The sequence below is a fragment of the Terrabacter ginsenosidimutans genome, assembly GCF_039539425.1.
In the GTDB taxonomy this organism is placed as follows: Bacteria; Actinomycetota; Actinomycetes; order Actinomycetales; family Dermatophilaceae; genus Terrabacter; species Terrabacter ginsenosidimutans.
Window position 1 is genome coordinate 60,595 of record NZ_BAABDC010000007.1, and the last position, 17,970, is coordinate 78,564.

Below are 17,970 nucleotides of genomic sequence, written 5' to 3' on the forward strand. Positions count from 1 at the left end.
CCCGACGACGTCGCGTCAGTTCTTCGACTGGACGACCCAGGCTCGCGCCTCGTGGAGGGCGGCCCACGTGGCTTCGCCGAGAACGGGGGTGGCTCCGAACACCCGGTCCGGCGGCTGAGCTGTCACCGGAACGGTTCGGGCCAGCAGCGCGGCCATGTCCGGGTCGAGGCCGGACACGTAGAGGCGACCGCCTGCGGCGCCGATCTCTTCGGCGTACGTGGCGAGGATGCGGAAGAAGGTCGCGCCGAGGGAGGCCCGGCCGCGCAGGCGGAGGACGACTGCCGGCCTCTGGGCCTGCCCGACTTCTGGCAGTCGGGATTGCAGGGTACGGGCGCCGGCGAAGAACAGGCTTCCGTAGACGTCGAGGACCGTCACCCGGTCGCTGGGCAGAGACTCTGGCGCCGGCCGCTCCTCGAAGCGCCCGTCATCTCGCGGTACGAGCTCGACAACCTTGAGGTCCATTGCCTCGCGGTTCAGCTGCAGGAGCAGGGAGAGGGCGACGCCGACGCCGACGGCCACCGCGACAGGCAGGAACAGCGTGGCCACGAACGTGGCGCCCAAAGCGATCTGGGACAGACGCCCGGTGCGCCAGATCGTGACGAGGGCACCCGTCCGGACCGACCCCACTGCCGCGAAGATGAGCACTGCGGCCAGGGTGGGCATGGCGACCTTCCCGACGAGTCCGGCGAAGAGCACGAGGATGACCACCATCCACAGACCGGACCAGATGGCCGCCCATCGCGTCCGGGCTCCTACCGAGACGTTGAGCGCGGTCTGCCCCACGGAGCCACCGACGGGTTGGCCGAGGAACAGTCCCGAGGCGAGATTGCCGATCCCCTGGGCAGCGAAGTCCTGGTTCATGTTCGAGGGTCGTCCGTCAGCGTTGGGCGCCGACTCGCTCACACCGGCGCCCTGCACCAGGATGATCACCGCGATGGCGCACGCGTTGAGACCGAGATTGACTGAGATGAGGCTCAGGTCGGGCAGGCTCGGCCTGGGCAACGACTGCGGGATCTGCCCGATGTCGTTCACCCGGGTGACGGAAGTGGCGCCGGCAAGAGCGACCGCCAGGGTGGGCAGGATGAGCGAGACGAGGGCACTCACCGTGTTCAGGGGCGTCCGCGACAGGCCGAAGAGGATGGCCAGCGCGCCGAGGCCCGCCAGCAGGGACGCCAGGTCGATGCCGGCCGGATGGGTGATGACGTCGACTGCCTTGGCCAGCGAGTTGGCGCCCTCCGCGGAGACCCCCGTCAGGTCGCCCAGCTGGCCGCAGATGATGTTGACGGCGACGCCGGTCAGGAAGCCTGTCATGACCGAGTGGGAGACGAACCTGGTGTAGCGGCCCAGCTTGAACAGTGCGGCCACGACCATCACGAGGCCGGCGAGGAGTGTCAGGAGGAACAGCGCCTGCGGTCGTTGCTCGGGGTCGAACCCTGACACGGCTGAACCCGACGCGATGGCTGCGGCCGTGGTGGTGGTGATCACCATCAGCCGCGTGCTGGAGGTCAGGCCGCCGGCGATCGGGCCCGCAAAGCTGGCGTACAGGCCGTACACCGGGTTGACCCCGATCAGCACCGCGGAGGCCATGCCGTCGGGGACGCTGCTGATCGCGCCCGGCAACCCGGCAACGAAGTCCTTGCCGAAGTCCTTGCGATCCGGCTTGATCGACCGCCCCCAAGCCTGGACACCGGTGAGCAGGCGGCGGCTCGTGCTGGTGTCAGCGGTCTGCTTGGAGTCTGTCATCGCGCACCGATCCGTGGCAGTTCTTCCACTCCTTGCCCGACCCACAGGTGCAGGGCTCGTCAGGGCCGCGGAGTCCGTCGTCGCGGGCGTAGACGGCCATAAGCTCTGACGGGGCGCGGCCCTGCCGAAGGAGCTGGACCATCGCCGCCATCGGCTCTCGGACATGGTGGAAGAACGACAGGTATCCCGGGCAGAGGTAGTGCTGACCGGACTCACCGTTCGGAGCCGTCGCGAACCGGTCCTTGGGGCATCCACCGTTGCAGGCGAAACGTACGTCGCAGTCGCGGCAGAACTGGGTCAACGTGTCGCGCTTGTCCTGCCCGAACTTCCGTTGCTGCGGCAGGTCGACCAGCTCGAGCATGGTCCGGTCGCCGATGTTGCCCAGAAGGTAGCCCGGTTCGACGAAGTGGTCACACGAATAGAGGTCGCCGTTGTGCTCCAGCGCCAGCTGGGACCCACAGGTCTCCGCGTGGATACACATGCCCCCGCCCTCGCCGTACCAGGAAGCCAGCGCGGTGTCGAAGACCTGGACGTACACCGACCCGATGTCGTGGCGGACCCATTCCTCGAACACCTCGATCACGAAGCGGCCGTACTGCTCGGGTGAGACCGATCGATGGGTCACCAGCGAGCCGTTCTGGACGTAGAGGGGTCGGCCGCGCACCCCGCTCCCCCAACCCGCGTCCGCGATCGGCAGAGTCTCCGGCGTCGCCCGCTCGATGATCGGGATGAGCTGGATGAACGAGGCCCCGAGCTCGTCGCGCAGATAACGGTAGACGTCGACGCCGTGATCGCCGTTGCCGGCGTGGATGGTGGTCAGCACGTTCCACTCGACGCCGTGCCTCTTCAACACGTCGAGGCCTTTCAGCACCCGGTGCGACGTGGGCTTGCCGCCCTTGTCGACCCGATACGTGTCGTGCATCGCGGGCGGGCCGTCGATCGAGATCCCGACCAGGAAGTCGTTCTCCTTCAAGAAGACGCCCCACTCGTCGTCCAGCAGGGTCCCGTTGGTCTGCAGCGTGTTCAGAACCACCTGGCCCGGACGCTTGAACTGCTCCTGCAGGTCCATCGCCCGCCGGAAGAAGCCAAGACCCATGAGGGTCGGTTCGCCCCCCTGCCAGGCCATCACGACCTCGGACGCGTCCGGGTGAGCTTCCAGCATCTGCCGGATGTAGGTCTCCTGCAGGTCTTCGGCCATCCGGAACCTGCTGCCGGGATACAACATCTCCTTGGACAGGAAGAAGCAGTACTCGCAGTCCAGGTTGCACACGGCACCTGTCGGCTTGACCATCACGTGGAAGAGGCGTCCCGCCCGCGGCATGTTGGGGGTCGGAACCGTGGTGGCCGTCGTCTCCTTCATCGACCCACCCGCCTACGCAACGGGGTGACCTCGACCGGTCCACCGGGCTCAGGACCGGCCGCGGCTGCGAACTCGCCATAGCGCCGGGCGAGGGGTGCCGCAGTGAGTCCGTGGGCGATGACGCTGAGCAGGACGGTGGTCGTGAGGATGGTCACGGCCTGGTCGGCGTGCGTCCCGAGCGCCTCCAGGGCCAGAAGTGCGAACACCAGCGAGGCCAGGCCGCGGGGGCCGAACCAGCCGACGAACAAGATCGTGACGCGGTCCAGCCCCGAGCCGATCGAGACCAGCGCCACGGGCAGCATGCGGACCACCGTGAGGCTCAGGACCGCATAGATGATGCTCCTGGCGTCGATGCGGTCCAGCATGATCGGCACGCTGACGGCACCGAAGGCCATCCACACCAGCGACGCCAGCAGAGTGCCCGTCTGCTCGAGGAACTCCAGCTCGGCGGGTGCCCGGCGACCGGCGCACGCACCGAACGCCAGACCCCCGCAGAAGGCTGCGACGAAGCCGTTGCCCTGCAGCACCAGGGCCGACGCGTACGCCGCGAGCGCCAGCGCCAGGACGGCGATCCCGGCGAACGACTCCGCGGCGGTCCCCCGGCGACGGGCGGTGCGCAGTGCCAGACCGCCCACCCCACCGACCCCGACGCCCACCAGCGCACCGATGAGCAGCTCAAGGAGGGCGGGCCCGACGCTCTCGGCGTGCTCCAGTCCCGCAGCGGCGGCGGCCCCGGCGATGGCCAGCATCACCACCGGCGTGGCGATGCCGTCGTTGAGGCCGCTCTCCACGGTGATGAGCTGCCGGATGCGTGAGGGGATGACCGGGTTCGTGACGACCGGCACACCGAGGGCGGCGTCGGTGGGTGCGAGTGCCGCGCCGACGAACAGGGCCAGCCACACGCCGAGCCCCGGAAAGACCCAGGCTGCCAACCCCCAGCCGAGCAGGATGGTCAGCGGCAGGCCGATCGCCAGCAGGCGCAGGTAGCGGCCCGCGTCTCGACGCAGCTCCCGCACAGGCAGCCGCGCGGCGTCGCTGAACAGCACCCACACCAGCGTGAGCTCGACCAGCGGCGTCAGCGACTCGGGTCCCTGCGGACCGTGGACCAGGTTCAACCCGGACAGGGCGAGGCCGACGATGACGAACGCTATCGGCGCCGTCACGTCGGCCCGCTCCAGGCGATTCGAGATCAACCCCCAGACGAACAACGCCGCGGTGACCACCACGATGCCGGTGACGTCCATGGTGGGCTCTCCTTGCTCGATGGGCCACGGGCAGCGTCAGTCACGGTGCCTGCGATGGGGCGAAGACAGCGGGCCTACTCCCCCGGGTCCGCCCGCGAACGGTCAGGACGGTCAGCGGCGCTCGTCCCGGCGGTCGCGGCGGTCCTCTCGTCGGTCTTCTCGACGGTCGCCTCGACGGTTGATGCCATGCGCTACCACGATGGCGCCTCCCACCGCGGCTACGGTCCTTCTCCGGCGCCGGGCTGCCATGGGCATGTCAGTCTCCTTCCTCGTCAGCCTCTGCAGCGTCGGCCTCGGCGGCCGCGATCACCGCCTGGATCGGGATGCGTCCGCTGGCGGCGAGCTGACCGCCGGCACGACGGACGGCGGATCCGAACGGAGCGGCCCACAGGTTCTCCCACACCAGAACGGCAGCGAAACTGCCCGGCTGGATGGTCTCGACCAGGTCGATGACGTCCTGCTCGCTCAGCAGCATCGCCAGCTCGGTCTCATAGGCACGCAGCTCACCGATCTCGCTGTCGTCCATGTCGGTGGACTCGAAGACCTCGAACCCGCCGTCCCGGTCCCTGGTCAGGAAGATCAGGTCCAGGACGCGGATCAGCTCGCGGTCGACCAGGTCCTTGAGGATCGGGGCGACCTCGCCGGTGAGCTTCGGTTCAGGGAACTCGACCACGATCCAGTCGACCGGGCCGAGCTCATCGACGTTGATGCTCATGCATGACTCCTCTCGTGCTGTTGGTGCGCGGGTACCGGCCGGTCCGGCGCGGGGCTCAGCCGGCCGCTCCATGGGCCAGTGCGGCCTGGGCGGAGGACTCGTGGAGGGTGAGCTCTTCGTCGTGGGCGTGGGGTGCAAGATCGAAGACCACGTTGCGGACGGTGCCGGTGAAGGCGTACGGCGCCCGGTCCTCGTAGTCGAGGTCGACGACGCCGCCGTTGTCCCGGGAGATGTCCATGCCCGCGTAGGTGGTGAAGATGAGCGAGATGGTGTGCGGGATGTCTCCCTCGCCGATCTGCTGGTCATCTGCCCACAGCGTGACGTGGCCGCCGGTGCCGGGCTTCGTCTCGTCGGCGTCGAACAGCATCTTGAGGGTGACGTCACCGGTGGGGACCGGCTCGGCCGAGGTCTGCCGGTAGGTTTCGATGCCGAGGTACTGGTAGGTGTGGTTCAGCAGCCCGTTCTCGTCGACCCAGAGGGCGAAGCCTCCGATGAAGTCGGCGAACGCCACGAGCACGCCCTCCGCCCCGCCGTCGGGCACGTGCACGTGCGCCTCGATGGCATACGACCGACCGATGATCCTGGGGATCTGGGTGGTCTGGATGTTCTGGACGTCTCCCGAGAACGTGAACCGTGTCTGGGTCGGCAGCGGCGGCAGGATCCCGAAAAACACCGCGAACCCGCCGAGGAGGGGAAGGACCCGGTTGCGTTCGGCCTCGGCCCAGAAGAGCTCGACCAGCTCCGCGACCTTGTCGGGGTGCTCGGCCGCGAGGTCGTGGGCCTGGGAGAAGTCGTCGGGCAGGTAGTACAGCTCCCAGGGTTCCTGGCTGGCGTCCCAGCCGCTACCGGGCCCGAACCTCGACAGGGTGGCCGGGGAGAAGTCCCAGGGCAGCTTGTCGAGCTTGGCACAGGCCCACCAGCCGTCCTTGTAGATCGCTCGGCTGCCGTACATCTCGAAGTACTGCACCGTGTGCTGGTCGTCCGCCTCGGCTGCGTCGAAGGTGTAGGCGAAGCTGGTGCCGTCCATCGGCTCCTGCTCGATGCCGTCGACGACGGTGGGCTCGGGAAGCCCGATGACCTCCAGGACCGTGGGGACGACGTCGATGCAGTGGGTGAACTGCGTCCGCATGCTGCCACCGCCGGCGATCCGCCTCGGCCACGAGATGACCATGGGGTCACGTGTCCCACCGAGGTGGCTGGCCATCTGCTTGCCCCACTGGAACGGCGCGTTGTTCGCGTGTGCCCAGGCGGCCGAGAAGTGCGGGGCGGTGTGGAAGCCGCCGAGCTCCTCGAGCCCGCCGTACTTGTCGATCATCGTGAACTGCTCCTCGGCGTCGAGCACCACGCCGTTGAAGAACGTGGTCTCGTTGAAGGAGCCGGTCACGGTGCCCTCCATCGACGCACCGTTGTCGCCCCAGACGTAGATGACCAGGGTGTCGTCGAGCTCTCCCATCTCCTCGACCGCGTCGAGCATCCGGCCGACGTTCCAGTCGGCGTTCTCCGAGTACCCGGCGAACACCTCCATCTGGCGGGCGTACAGCCTGCGCTCTGCGTCGCTCAGACTGTCCCAGGCCGGGTATGCCGCCGGACGTTCGGTGAGCTCTGTGTCGGCCGGGACGATGCCGAGCTTCTTCTGCCGTTCAAGGGTCTTCTCGCGGTACACGTCCCAGCCCTCGTCGAACTGGCCCTTGTACCGGTCCGCCCACTGCTTGGCCACGTGGTGGGGCGCGTGGGTGGCGCCGGTCGAGTAGTAGACGAACCACGGCTTCTCGGCGTCCTGGGCGCGGACCGCGTGCAGCCACTCGACCGCCTTGTCGGTGATGTCGTCCGGGAAGTAGTACAGCTTCCCGTCCGCACCCTCTGGAACGCCGAGCGTCGAGTTGTCCTGGGTGATGATCGGGTCGTACTGACCCGCGGCCCCGGTCAGGAAGCCCCACCAGTGGTCGAAGCCCCACCCCGTGGGCCAGTGGTCGAACGAGCCCGCCGCGCCCATGTCGCGGCCGGGGGTCATGTGCCACTTGCCGAACCCGCCGGTGATGTACCCGTTCTCCTTGAGGATCCGAGGCAGGGCGGTGCACGACCGTGGGCGGATACCGGTGTAGCCGGGGAACGGCGCGGGGAACTCCGCGATCCCACCCATCCCCACCCGGTGGTGGTTGCGACCGGTCAGCATCGCCGCACGTGTCGGGGAGCAGACCGCGGTCACGTGGAACCGGTTGTAGGTGATGCCCTGCTGCTGCACGCGGGTGAGGTTCGGGGTCCGGATGCCGCCGCCGAAGGTGTCGGGGGCGCCGAAGCCCGCGTCGTCGATGAGGACGACGAGGACGTTGGGCGCGCCGTCGGGCGCCTTCGTCGGCGCCACGATGCTCCAGTCGCCAACGGACTCGTCGATGGTGCGACCGCCGACGCCGCCGAAGCTGCGGTCGGGGACGGGCAGGACGCTGCGGTCGGGGTTGAACTTGCCCATCGCCTCGGCCAGCTTCGCCTTCAGCTCGTCGATGCCGCGCTCGTCGCTCTCGACCACGGACTTGATGGGTGAACCCGGAAGGGCGCGCTCGACGTCGAGGCGGGACTCGGCGGGGAACACGCCGATGATCACGGCCGTCCCCGCCTTCAGGGCGGCACCCACCTGCTCCTGGATGGCGGCGGTGAGCTTGTGGCCGGCGAAGTGCCCGACCACCGCACCGGCTGCGGCGCCCACCGTCACGGCGCCGAGCATGGGTGGGGCGAACAGTCCCACCAGGACACCAGCTCCCCCGCCCCAGCCCGCACCACGACGACCGAGGTGGTTGCCGGTGTCCATGAGCCGCGGCTTCCCGTCGGCGTCCTTGCCGACGAGGATCATGCCTTGGCTCGACAGCTTCTTGGCTCCGACCTTGTCGGCCAGTGCGCGGAACTCCGCCTCAGCGACCTCGACATCGGGGTAGCCGGCCACAAGAAGCATCTGCGTGTTGGACATGATCGGACCCCTCCGGTAGTCGGCCACTGAACCTGCAAGCCTGTGACCACTGGACCGCGGCGGCGTCGGACGTCAACAGAGTCGAAGGTCCCTACCCAAGGGTTCTGGTCCTACGGGTCGCGCTCTGGTCGCCCAGGTTTGTGGCGCTGCGTCCTGCCTTGGCGGGGAGGAGCTGCCGGCGCCTCGGCTGCCACCTTTCAGGTCCGCAGGCCCCCTTCGGACAGAGCAATGGGGCGGCACCATCGGTGCCGCCCCATTGGGATCGCTATCTCACTGTGACCAGATCCGTGACACTGCTGACCAACCGAATGTCAGTCGTGCTCAAGCCGATTCGTGACTTTTGCTGACCGTCGGCATCAGCTGCAGCCGCTGGTGCTTCCGCAGCCCTCGCAGACGTAGCAGGAGCCGGCGGGGCGCATCTTCGTGCCGCAGGTCATGCAGATCGGCGCGTCGGCCGTGATGCCGCCGAACTTCTCGAGCAGCTCTGCCGAGCTGTGGACGTCCGAGGACGCCTCACGAGCGGAGGCCGCACCGGCACCGGACTTGACCTCGGAGGCCTTGAGATCCTCCTTGGTCAGCTCCTCGGCCTTCGGCTCGGCCTTCTTCGAGACCGGGGCCGACTGCTGGAGCGACTCGAGCTCGTCCTCGAGGTCCTCGTCGGACTCGTCGGACTCGATGGCCTCGTAGGAGCCCGTCTCGACCTGGCGAGCACGCTCCGACGCCGTGTGGATGCCCATGAAGGAGCGGGTGTCGAAGTCGAGGTAGTCGAGCGCCAGACGACGGAAGACGTAGTCCATGATCGACTGCGCCATGCGCACGTCGGGGTCGTCGGTGAGACCGGCCGGCTCGAAACGGAGGTTGGTGAACTTCTCCACGAACGTCTCGAGCGGGACGCCGTACTGCAGACCGATGGAGACCGCGATCGAGAAGGCGTCCATCACGCCGGCCAGGGTCGAGCCCTGCTTGCCGAACTTGAGGAAGATCTCGCCGAGCTGCTGGTCGTCGTAGGTGCCGGCCGTGAGGTAACCCTCGGCGCCACCGACGGCGAACGACGTCGTCTGGGAGCTGCGGCGCTTGGGCAGGCGGCGGCGGACCGGGCGGTACTCGATGACCTTCTCGACCTTGACCTCGGCAGCAGCAGCGTCGGCCGCGGCCTTGTTGTCCTTGGCCGTCGAGCCACCGTCGGACAGCGGCTGACCGACCTTGCAGTTGTCGCGGTAGATCGCGAGCGCCTTGATGCCGAGCTTCCAGCCCTGCATGTAGACGTCCTGGATCTCCTCGACCGTGGCCGTCTCGGGGAGGTTGACCGTCTTGGAGATGGCACCCGAGAGGAACGGCTGCGTCGCGGCCATCATGCGCACGTGGCCCATGGCCGAGATCGAGCGCGCACCCATGGCCGTGTCGAAGACCTCGTAGTGCTCGGGCTTGAGGCCGGGGGCGTCGATGACGTGACCCTTGTCGGCGATGTACTCGACGATCGCCTCGACGGTCTCGCCGGTGTAGCCCATCTTGCGCAGCGCACGCGGGATCGTGAGGTTGACGATCTGCATCGAGCCACCACCGACGAGCTTCTTGAACTTGACCAGCGAGAAGTCCGGCTCGATGCCGGTCGTGTCGCAGTCCATCATGAAGCCGATGGTGCCGGTCGGGGCCAGCACCGACGCCTGGGCGTTGCGGTAGCCGTGCTTCTCGCCGAGCTTGACGACGTCGTCCCACGCCTTCGTGGCGAGCTGGTGGATGTCGGAGTCCATCGCGTCGAGCGTCTTGATGTTGTCGTTGGCGGCCTGGTGCTTGCGCATGACCCGCTTGTGGGCGTCCGCGTTGCGGGCGTAGCCGGCGTAGGCACCGACGACCGACGCCATCTCGGCGGAGCGCTTGTAGGCCGCACCCGTGAGCAGCGAGGTGATCGAGGCGGCGAGCGCGCGGCCACCCTCGGAGTCGTAGCCGTGGCCCGTCGCCATGAGGAGCGCGCCGAGGTTGGCGTAGCCGATGCCGAGCTGGCGGTAGTTGCGGGTCGTCTCACCGATGGGCTCGGTCGGGAAGTCCGCGAAGCAGATCGAGATGTCCATCGCGGTGATGACGAGCTCGACGACCTTCTGGAAGGTGACGGCGTCGAACGTGTCGTCGTCGCGCAGGAACTTCAGCAGGTTGAGCGAGGCGAGGTTGCACGAGGAGTTGTCGAGCGACATGTACTCCGAGCACGGGTTGGACGCGGTGATGCGGCCGGTCTCGGGGTTGGTGTGCCACGCGTTGATCGTGTCGTCGTACTGGATGCCCGGGTCGGCGCACTCCCACGCGGCCTTGGCGATCTTGCCGAAGAGCTCACGGGCGTCGACGGTGTCGATGACCGAGCCGTCACTGCGTGAGCGCAGCCCGAACTCCGTGCCGTCCTCGACGGCCTTCATGAACTCGTCGTTGACGCGGACCGAGTTGTTGGCGTTCTGGTACTGGACGGAGACGATGTCCTTGCCGCCGAGGTCCATGTCGAAGCCGGCGTCGCGCAGGGCGCGGATCTTGTCCTCCTCGCGCGCCTTCGTCTCGACGAACTCCTCGATGTCGGGGTGGTCGACGTCGAGCACGACCATCTTGGCGGCACGACGCGTGGCGCCGCCGGACTTGATGGTGCCGGCGGACGCGTCGGCGCCGCGCATGAAGGAGACGGGGCCGGAGGCCGTGCCGCCGGAGGAGAGCAGCTCCTTAGAGGAGCGGATGCGGGAGAGGTTGAGGCCGGCGCCGGAGCCGCCCTGGAAGATCTTCCCCTCCTCCTTGTACCAGTTGAGGATCGAGTCCATGGAGTCGTCGACGGAGAGGATGAAGCACGCGGAGACCTGCTGCGGGCTCTTGGTGCCGACGTTGAACCAGACGGGCGAGTTGAACGAGAAGACCTGGTGCAGGAGGGCGTGCGTCAGCTCGTGCTCGAAGATCTCGGCGTCGTCGGGCGACGCGAAGTAGCCGTTGCTCTTGCCTGCGGCGGCGTAGGTCAGCACGACGCGGTCGATGAGCTGCTTGAGCGAGACCTCGCGGGCGGCCGTGCCGACGGCGCCGCGGAAGTACTTCGTGGTGACGATGGTGCTGGCGTTGACCGACCAGAAGTCGGGGAACTCGACGCCGCGCTGCTCGAAGATCGTCTCGCCGGTCTTCCAGTTCTGCTGGACGACGTCGCGCTTCTCCCACGTCACCTCGTCATAGGGGTGGACGCCGGGCGTGGTGTAGATGCGCTCGATCTTGACGCCCTTGGCGCCTGCCTTCGAGCGTGAGCTGCGGTTACCGATCTCCGTCATTTCGTGCGGCCTCCCTGACCGAATCTGCTGCTGGGAATGAGTCTTGCGTGGGGCACCGACAGTGGGGCGGGTGCTCCGGTGGTGCGTGGAGGGTGGTTACCGCTGGGCGTCGAGCCGGGCCGGAGCCGTAGGCTCCTCCCCCAGCGCGTCGCGCTCGGCTCGAAGGAGCGCGATGGCTCCCTCGAAGTCCTCGAGGCTCTCCCACGCCTGGTAGACGCTGGCGAACCTGAGGTATGCGACCTCGTCGAGCTCGCGGAGCGGTTCGAGGACGGCCATGCCGACCTCGTGCGCCTCGATCTCGGCGTTTCCCTGCGACCTGATCGCCTCCTCGACCTTCTGGGCGAGAAGGGCCAGGTCGTCCTCGCTGACGGGCCGCCCCTGGCATGACTTGCGCACACCGGTGAGGACCTTGGCCCGACTGAACGGCTCGGAGGCGCCCGACCGCTTGATCACGTTGAGGCTCGAGGTCTCGAGCGTGGTGAAGCGGCGGTTGCACTCGGGGCACTGACGCCGTCGCCTGATGCAGGCGCCGTCGTCGGTCGTGCGCGAGTCGATGACCCGCGAGTCGGTGTGGCGACAGAACGGACAGTGCACGTCTGGTCACCTTCCCTTCCCCGAGACCCAGTCGTTCCAACGAGCTGCGGCCGTCCCGTATGCCGTCCGCCATGCTTCGCCGGACCGATCGGTGTTCGTGGGACCGACCGGGTCTGGGGATGGAGCTGGGGACGACGTGGGGATGACCTGTGTGTAACCCCCGTTTGCCTGGGGACTACATGTGGACGTCTTACATCTGTGTAACTACTAGATGTAGGGGTAACTGTAGGCATGCCGTGACCCCGATCGCAAGCGAATCGCGAACCTCCGGCGCGGCGTGTCGCTGACCTGCACAAACGCCACGTCAGTCACATCCGCACCGGGCGTGTCGCAGCGGGCAGCCCCCACATCTTGGGGTGCGGGGCGCCCACCCGTCCCTCATCTCGGGTCGCCGCCTGGCGGCGTGGACCCGAGGCGGCGCCCACCTCGACACCGGCCGTGTCAGCGCAGTCGTGCGATTCGCGGGCGGGTCGCGAACCAGAGGCAGAGGGCCGCCATCGCCCCGCCGTAGACGCACGCCGCGGTCAGCACCGAGGCGCCGGCCGCGAGCGCGCCGAACGCCGGGATCGCGAGCGGCACCAGCGCCATGTCACCGAGGCTCGAGACCGACGAGACTCGCCCGAGGTGGCTCGGCGCGATGGTGCGCTGGTAGGTCCCCGAGAGCCACACCGACGCCGTGCCGGCCGCGATCCCGATGAGCGCCATGGCTGCGAGCAGAACCACCCTGGAGCCGATCCCGGTGGCTGCGATGCAGGCGCCCTGCACCACCAGCACGGAGAAGCCGGCCTGCGCCGGCCTCGCGACCTGCCAACGGATCCCGACGATGCTCCCGATGATGGCCCCGGTGGCGAACGCCGCCTCCGCCGCCCCCAGCCATGCCGGTCCCCACCCCGAGCCGCTGACACGCAGGGCGACCCCGAGCGCGATGACGGGCGAGACGAAGACGTTGAGGGCGGCGAGCCCCAGCACCAGCAGACGGGCCGAGGCGTCTCGACGAAGGTATGCCGCCCCGTCCCGCAGGCTGGCCGCCCACGATGCGTGTGGAGTCCGCGGCATGCGGTAGCGCGGACGCACGACGACCGCGAGGACGGCCGCGACTGCGACGAACGTGACGGCATTCGCCAGCATGGCCCCGGCGGGGCCGACGACGGCGACAGCCACACCACCCACGGGGGCGCCGAGCAGGCGTGCCAGACGGTTGCCGATCTGGTTCCAGCCACTCACGGTCGCGAGGTCGGCGGAGCGCACGAGCTGGCGCGAGAGCGTGGCCCCGGCCGGGAGCGTGAGGCCCGTCGCCGTACCGAGCAGGATGCCCATCGCCACGAGGAGCGGTGCCCCTCGTACGCCTGTCGACCAGGCGAGGGCGCCGCCGAGCAGGACGATCGCCTGGACGAGGCGGCCGGTGACGAGGACCCGTCTCGTGTCCCACCGGTCGGCGATGACCCCGCCGACCAGCACGAAGACGGCTTGCGGAAGGGTCTCGGCACCGAGGACCAGACCCGCCGTGGCCGGCGGGAGCGTGTGCACCGCCGTCCACGCGAGTGCCACCGTCCACACGGCGTCGCCGAACCACGACAGCGCCATCGACGCCACCCACGCCTGCACCATCCGGTCACGAGGCAGGGGCGGGGGTGCCGCGCCGAGCAGCGTCGGTTCGGCGGGAGCGGCGGGAGTGGTTGGAGCGGTGTCCGTCGGCGGGACGTCGGTCGGGACATCAGCGGCGGGGCTCACGGTCGCACCGGCGGACTCGGAAAGACGCGAGCCGAGACCCGGACGGGCAGCCGCGGCACGTCCGGGCGCGCCAGGGCGTCGGCGCGACACTCCTCGCTCCATTCGACGACGAGATCGGTGAGCCGGCGGCTGAGCTCGCCCATCTGGTCGACGGTGGCTCCGACGAGCGAGTCGGTCGCCACGGCCGCCCTCCGCACCTCCGGGGGCGATGCCTCCCCCTCGGTGAGCCATCGCTGCACGGCGCGCACGTGGTGTCGGAAGTTCTCGGCCTCGGCGCTCGAGGCGATCCGGCGCGCCACGGTCCCCTCGCCGTAGTCGGTGGCATCCCACGAGACCTGCCGCGGGCGACTGCGCCACCACCTCTCACGGGTGTCTCGAGCCAGGTCCGGCGCCGGCTCGACGAAACCGTAGCGGTGCAGCGTCCCGAGGTGATGGCTCACGGACCCGACCGCGAGACCGGTCCGGCTCGCCAGCCGGCCCACGGGGGCCGGGCCCTCGACGGAGAGCAGCTCGCAGAGCCACCGGCGCGTCGGATGGTGGAAGGCGGTCAGCACGTCCAACAGGGCGCTGCCGGTCTCGGTGCCGAGCAGCTCGCCCGAGACCGGACTCGTGTGGAGGTGCCGCTCGGAGGCGGTGCGTCGAGACATGTCGGACAGCCTCGTGCGGCTCGGTCGACTTCCACAAGACCTCTTGTATGACTTTCGGCGCCGACCCCGGACGACGTGGCGGGTGGGGTGCTTGCCCATGGCTCGTCCATGACCGAGGCTGCCGACTGTGACGACTCGGACATCAGTGCAGGAGGTCCTCGACCCGACCCGGCGACGTGAGGACGCGGTGGCCGGCTACGACGTGCTCGGCCGGGCGCCACAGCGCGAGCTCCAGGCCCTCGTCGACATCGCTGCCCAGGTGTGCGCCGTCCCGCGCGCCGCCATCAACATCATCACCTCGACACAGCAGCAGCAGATCGCCACGACCGGCTTCGCACCCTCGATCTGCGCCCGCGAGGACTCGATGTGCGCCGCTGTGCTCGACCACACCGACCGGGTCGTCGTGCCGGACGCCAGCCTCGACGCACGCTTCCACGGCAACCCCTTCGTGACGGGGGTCCTCGGCACCGTCCGCTTCTACGCCTCAGCACCCCTGACCACGCCGGACGGCGTCATCATCGGCCGCCTCTGCGTCTTCGACTCGGCACCCCGGGAGCTCGTCGAGGCCCAGGAGGACGCCTTGGTCGCGATCGCCGAGCGCGTCGTCGACGTGCTCGAGCTGCGACTGCGGACCCGTGAGCTCGAGGACTCGCTGGCCGCCCTGACACAGGCCAGGGACGAGCTGCACCGGTCCAACGAGGCCCTGTCGGTCTTCGCCGGTCAGGTCAGCCACGACCTGCGCACGCCGCTCACCGCGATCATGGCCAGCACCGAGATGCTCGGCCAGCGACCCGCTGTGGCTGGTGACGAGTGGTCGGAACGTCTCGTCGCGACGGCCCACCGCTCGGCGACCCGCATGGCCGGGATGATCGAGCAGATCCTGTCCCACGCCAAGGTCGGCGCCGAGCTGCACCGGACGGACACGGATCTCCGCGTCGTGCTCGCCTCGGTGCTGGAGGACCTCGCCCCGACGCTCGAGGCGCGGTCCGCCAGCGTCGTGGCAGGCGAGCTGCCGACGCTGCCGGCCGACGAGCAGCAGCTCTACTCGGTGTTGCTCAACCTCGTCTCCAATGCGGTGAAGTACGCGCGCCCCGGCGTCGCGCCCGTCATCGAGGTGTCCGCCGAGCGCAGGGGTGAGCGCTGGCGGTGCGCGGTGCAGGACAACGGGATCGGGATCTCGGCGGCGGACCGCGACCGCGTGTTCGGCTTGTTCAGCCGGGTCGAGACCTCGGTCGAGGGAAGCGGGATCGGCCTGGCCACCGCCAGGCGGATCGTCGAGGCGCACGGCGGCGCCATCGGGGTCAGCTCGGCCGAGGGCCCGGGGACCATCGTGTGGTTCGAGCTCCCCGCAGAGACCTCGGCGCTCAGGGGATGAGCCTCGGCAGGTTCATGGGGTCGACACCGACACTCGGGCCGATCGTCGTGCAGGCCCGCTCGTCGGTTCCTTGGACGACCCGGAGGTCGGGTCGTCCCGCTGCGATGGCGGTGAGGTTGCGCGCACTGTCCGTGCCCTGTCGCAGGTAGTCGGAGTGGCCGGACGACGTGCGGCCGGCGTCGACGAACTCCGACCGGGAGTGCAACCAGTGGTTGCAGCCCGAACCGGTCTGCTTCAGCGCGAAGGTCGACAGCCGGGTGGCACCCGCGACCTGAGCCGAAGGCGTGCCGTGCACGGCCCACCCGTAGTCGAAGACGTCGTCACCCACGGCTCCCAGCACGTTGAGGGAGCCCGGCTTGAGCGAGGTGCGCGACACGTCGGAGAACGGCAGGCCCGGGGCGCCGAAGACCGCCACGTCATCGACAGCGCTCGTGCGCAACGAGGCGAAGCCGGCGAGCACGGCTCCGTAGGAGTGGGCCCACACCGTCTGGTGCGCCGGACGGTCCCGTGCGGCCTCGACACCGGTGGCGAAGTCGGCCAGTGCGGCCGCGTTGTCGCGGGCGAGCTTGGCGTTGACGACGTTTCGGTCGATGGAGGTCACGATCTCTCGGACCTGGGGTGCGTCGTAGCCCATCCACGTGACGATCGCGACGTCCTGCCCGGCTGCGAGAGCCCGGGACTCGGACCGCATGCGCACGAAGGTGTCGTCGTAGCGACGCAGGTCTGTGCCGACCATCGTGGACAGGCCCCCGACGAACGTCACGACGTGTTCTGCGCGGTCGACGTCCCCGACCGCGACGACGGCCTTGACGTCGAGCCCGCTGGTGTCGATGAGCAGCAGCCGTCGCTCGCCGCCGTCGCGACGCCCGAGCACGTCTCGAACGGCCTCGAGCGCGGCGACGTGCTCGTCGGCCCGTCTGCGCGCCGTGGCGTAGCCGATGCCGGTCGATCGCTGTGCTGCGCTGAACCGCTCCCGCGCCGCCGCCTCGGCCCGGGCGAGGAGGGCCAGGTTGGCCTCGTGGCGCGCCTGCGCCGGCACACCGTCACGCGAGCCGACCCACTCCGGCCGTTCCCGGATGACCGTCCGACGCTCCTCGTCGGTCAGTGACCGCCACCAGGCTGCCGACGCGAACACGTGCGCGCTGACGCCACCCGCACTCGAGGGAACCGGCGGGGCCGGCATTGACGCCAGAGCCGGCGCCCCGGACGTACCCGCCGACGTCGGCGCTCCGCGCGCCGATGACAGCAGGTCCCGCAGCAGCTCCTCGTCCGTCTCGGCGGCGGACTGACGCGCCCGGGCCAGGCACGCCTGCACCTCGGCACGCAGGAGCTCATCGAGCCGAGCGCGGTGCGCCTCCAGGGCCGGGTCACCGAGCGAGGCCCGCACAGGTAGGAAGAGGCGACCGTCGTCGTCGACCCATGCCCCCTCGTCGGCCGCCCGCCGGTCGGCCCGGCCCACGAGGTCGATCGCCGCCTGCAGGCGGATCGCCGCTCGTCCGACCGCGCTTACCGTCGCGGCCAGGCTCGCCGCGAGCCCTCCGAGTCCGGCAACCACGACGCCGTAGCGGTCCGCCGCGGCGGAGGATGCAGCACCGGACCACCGCGGCGCGGCCGAGCGACGCCACAGCACCAGCTCGGCGAGCACCAGCACCCGGCGGCGACGCTCCTCCAGTCCCCGGCCGACGGCGGTCAGGGACTGGGGCCGGCTCGAGCGGATGTCGCGCACGGACAGCGTCGACGCGGTGGTGGCGACCGTCATCGAGAGCCTCCCGACGCCGGTCGGACGCTCTGCCGAGCCGCCTGCTCGACGGCGTCGTAGGTGTCGGCCGCGACGGTCAGGCACTGGCCCAGCTCCTGCAGCTCCCACCGGGTCGCGGCCAGTCGCGCCGCCCAGACGGCCGAGACCTGGCGCAGGCCCGCGGCGCTCCGGCTCCCCGGGAGAGCGGCGGCGATCGGCTGCAGCTCGTCCGCGATCGCAATCGTGCGCACCCGCGCGAGGACCTCGGTGATGGACGTGACGTCCTCGCGGAGTGCTGCCGTGTCCACTGCGTAGCGCATGGTGTGCTCCCTTCCCGAGGACTGTCACGCTAGGCCGCTCACCGGGCGGCTCACCGGCGTCATCCACAGGACCTGGCCCCAGGCGCATGAGGGCTGCGTGCTGTGTCGGCGCCCGCTGGACCACCTGCGCTGCAAGGACGCCGGGGACAGCAGGACGCCGCACCCCGGATCAGGGGTACGGCGTCCGGGGCAGGAGCGACGGGGTCGAAGCGCCGCTACCGCCAGCCGCTGAAGGTGGAGCCAACGCGGCAGATCGGGATGGG

At 69.5% G+C, this 17,970-nt stretch carries 12 protein-coding genes; 1 reads left to right on the plus strand and 11 read right to left on the minus strand.

Features of this window, described 5'->3' with window-relative positions:
- Positions 1 to 15: 15 nt before the first annotated feature.
- From ABD831_RS17925 to ABD831_RS17965, 9 genes are all read right to left on the minus strand, one after another.
- Complete coding sequence (locus ABD831_RS17925) at positions 16 to 1,743, minus strand: SulP family inorganic anion transporter (RefSeq protein WP_344949835.1); 1,728 nt, start codon at positions 1,741 to 1,743, stop codon at positions 16 to 18.
- The gene (locus ABD831_RS17930) at positions 1,718 to 3,103 is read right to left on the minus strand and encodes an anaerobic sulfatase maturase (protein WP_344949838.1); all 1,386 of its coding nucleotides are present in this window, start codon (positions 3,101 to 3,103) and stop codon (positions 1,718 to 1,720) included. The genes ABD831_RS17925 and ABD831_RS17930 overlap by 26 nt, the downstream gene beginning before the upstream one ends.
- Positions 3,100 to 4,347 carry a cation:proton antiporter gene (locus ABD831_RS17935; RefSeq protein WP_344949841.1) on the minus strand — a complete coding sequence of 416 codons (1,248 nt, stop codon included), beginning with the start codon at positions 4,345 to 4,347 and terminating at the stop codon, positions 3,100 to 3,102. The genes ABD831_RS17930 and ABD831_RS17935 overlap by 4 nt, the downstream gene beginning before the upstream one ends.
- 256 nt (positions 4,348 to 4,603) lie before the next feature.
- Positions 4,604 to 5,062 carry a DUF6325 family protein gene (locus ABD831_RS17940; protein WP_344949844.1) on the minus strand — a complete coding sequence of 153 codons (459 nt, stop codon included), beginning with the start codon at positions 5,060 to 5,062 and terminating at the stop codon, positions 4,604 to 4,606.
- Positions 5,063 to 5,117: 55 nt separating this feature from the next.
- Positions 5,118 to 8,021: an arylsulfatase gene (locus tag ABD831_RS17945; RefSeq protein ID WP_344949847.1), complete on the minus strand. Its 2,904-nt coding sequence runs from the start codon at positions 8,019 to 8,021 to the stop codon at positions 5,118 to 5,120.
- 356 nt (positions 8,022 to 8,377) lie between these two features.
- A complete protein-coding gene (locus ABD831_RS17950; protein WP_142180094.1) occupies positions 8,378 to 11,302 on the minus strand; it encodes a vitamin B12-dependent ribonucleotide reductase in 2,925 nt (974 codons plus the stop codon).
- Positions 11,303 to 11,398: 96 nt separating this feature from the next.
- Positions 11,399 to 11,896: a transcriptional regulator NrdR gene (gene nrdR / locus ABD831_RS17955; protein WP_142180093.1), complete on the minus strand. Its 498-nt coding sequence runs from the start codon at positions 11,894 to 11,896 to the stop codon at positions 11,399 to 11,401.
- Positions 11,897 to 12,337: 441 nt separating this feature from the next.
- Positions 12,338 to 13,627 (minus strand): MFS transporter, encoded by a 1,290-nt coding sequence (locus ABD831_RS17960; RefSeq protein ID WP_344949853.1) that lies wholly within the window; start codon positions 13,625 to 13,627, stop codon positions 12,338 to 12,340.
- Positions 13,624 to 14,274, minus strand: a complete 651-nt coding sequence (locus tag ABD831_RS17965; protein WP_344949856.1) for an ArsR/SmtB family transcription factor — start codon at positions 14,272 to 14,274, stop codon at positions 13,624 to 13,626. The genes ABD831_RS17960 and ABD831_RS17965 overlap by 4 nt, the downstream gene beginning before the upstream one ends.
- A gap of 127 nt (positions 14,275 to 14,401) precedes the next feature.
- On the opposite strand from ABD831_RS17965, the gene ABD831_RS17970 reads away from it, so the two are divergent.
- Positions 14,402 to 15,649 (plus strand): sensor histidine kinase, encoded by a 1,248-nt coding sequence (locus ABD831_RS17970; RefSeq protein ID WP_344949859.1) that lies wholly within the window; start codon positions 14,402 to 14,404, stop codon positions 15,647 to 15,649.
- Here the strand turns inward: ABD831_RS17970 and ABD831_RS17975 are convergent.
- The gene (locus ABD831_RS17975; protein ID WP_344949862.1) at positions 15,639 to 17,408 is read right to left on the minus strand and encodes an alpha/beta hydrolase; all 1,770 of its coding nucleotides are present in this window, start codon (positions 17,406 to 17,408) and stop codon (positions 15,639 to 15,641) included. The genes ABD831_RS17970 and ABD831_RS17975 overlap by 11 nt on opposite strands.
- Positions 17,405 to 17,707 carry a hypothetical protein gene (locus tag ABD831_RS17980; RefSeq protein WP_344949865.1) on the minus strand — a complete coding sequence of 101 codons (303 nt, stop codon included), beginning with the start codon at positions 17,705 to 17,707 and terminating at the stop codon, positions 17,405 to 17,407. The genes ABD831_RS17975 and ABD831_RS17980 overlap by 4 nt, the downstream gene beginning before the upstream one ends.
- Positions 17,708 to 17,970: the final 263 nt, after the last annotated feature.

Coding starts and splice junctions, on each gene's coding strand:
- ABD831_RS17925 (WP_344949835.1), bottom strand. CDS start 1,743: ATGACAGACTCCAAGCAGACCGCTGACACCAGCACGAGCCGCCGCCTG.
- ABD831_RS17930 (WP_344949838.1), bottom strand. CDS start 3,103: ATGAAGGAGACGACGGCCACCACGGTTCCGACCCCCAACATGCCGCGG.
- ABD831_RS17935 (WP_344949841.1), bottom strand. CDS start 4,347: ATGGACGTCACCGGCATCGTGGTGGTCACCGCGGCGTTGTTCGTCTGG.
- ABD831_RS17940 (WP_344949844.1), bottom strand. CDS start 5,062: ATGAGCATCAACGTCGATGAGCTCGGCCCGGTCGACTGGATCGTGGTC.
- ABD831_RS17945 (WP_344949847.1), bottom strand. CDS start 8,021: ATGTCCAACACGCAGATGCTTCTTGTGGCCGGCTACCCCGATGTCGAG.
- ABD831_RS17950 (WP_142180094.1), bottom strand. CDS start 11,302: ATGACGGAGATCGGTAACCGCAGCTCACGCTCGAAGGCAGGCGCCAAG.
- ABD831_RS17965 (WP_344949856.1), bottom strand. CDS start 14,274: ATGTCTCGACGCACCGCCTCCGAGCGGCACCTCCACACGAGTCCGGTC.
- ABD831_RS17975 (WP_344949862.1), bottom strand. CDS start 17,408: ATGACGGTCGCCACCACCGCGTCGACGCTGTCCGTGCGCGACATCCGC.
- ABD831_RS17980 (WP_344949865.1), bottom strand. CDS start 17,707: ATGCGCTACGCAGTGGACACGGCAGCACTCCGCGAGGACGTCACGTCC.